The sequence below is a fragment of the Rhizobium sp. PEPV16 genome, assembly GCF_008919455.1.
Classification (GTDB): Bacteria; Pseudomonadota; Alphaproteobacteria; order Rhizobiales; family Rhizobiaceae; genus Rhizobium; species Rhizobium leguminosarum_Q.
Map to the genome: position 1 here is coordinate 1 of NZ_VSZV01000024.1, position 865 is coordinate 865.

General features: G+C 59.8%; 1 protein-coding gene and 1 pseudogene. One reads left to right on the forward strand and one right to left on the reverse strand.

The window, feature by feature from the left end; translation table 11 throughout:
• Positions 1-441, reverse strand: a 441-nt coding sequence (locus tag FY112_RS00160; RefSeq protein ID WP_151517333.1) for a helix-turn-helix domain-containing protein, incomplete at its 3' end; no start/stop codon positions are given.
• 75 nt (positions 442-516) lie between these two features.
• Between FY112_RS00160 and FY112_RS00165 the strand changes: the two are divergent.
• Positions 517-865: pseudogene (locus tag FY112_RS00165) on the forward strand (hypothetical protein); the annotation flags it as partial.

An 865-nucleotide genomic window follows, 5' to 3' on the forward strand; every position in this document is an offset into this window, starting at 1 on the left:
ACCGTTGGCGCCGCCGATCGGGTCGACGATGTGGATCTGCCGGAGATCCTCCATAAATTCGTCCCACAGCGGCGGCCCGCCTTCTTCGAGAAGCTGCGCACGGATGCTCAGCTCCTCGCTCACAGGCAGATGCCGCCGTCCCCAGGCGCCGATCATGGCAAAGACCGGCACGAGCTGGATCGCCGGCTCCGCCAGGCTGTAGATCGCTTTCTGGCTGTGGCTCGGGTCGTCCCGCTTGCTGATGAATCCGAGCGAAAGCAGACGCTTCAGCCTGGCAGCCAGAATGTTGGAGGCAATGCCCTCCTCCGAATGGGTCAGAAGATCGCGGAAATGGCGGCGGTTGCCGAACATGATGTCCCTGATGATGATGAGACTCCACCGATCGCCCAGCACTTCCATCGTCAGGTTGATCGGGCAGCCCGACCGCAGTTCAATATCCACGAATTCTCTCCTTAAAACTGGTTGCAATATAGGATCACTTATGCGACAACGCAACTAGTTTCGGTATGCAATCAGGTGGAGGAGAGCAGCACGTCGAAGGTGCGTCTCGCAGCATTTTCGCTTTCCGTGGATGGTTTCGGCGCCGGGCCGGAGCAAAGCACGACCGATCCGCTGGGCAAGCGGGGAACGGAGATGTTCGAATGGTTTTTCCGTACCCGCACCTTCCGCGCGATGATCGGAAAGGACGGCGGTTCTGAAGGCATCGACGAGGGTTATGCGGCCCGCGGCATGGCCAATTTCAGCGCCTTCATTCTCGGACGCAACATGTTCGGGCCTATCCGCGGTGATTGGCCGGATGATGCCTGGAAGGGCTGGTGGGGACCCAACCCGCCCTCATTCGAAGAGGATATCGAGCTGTCGATGC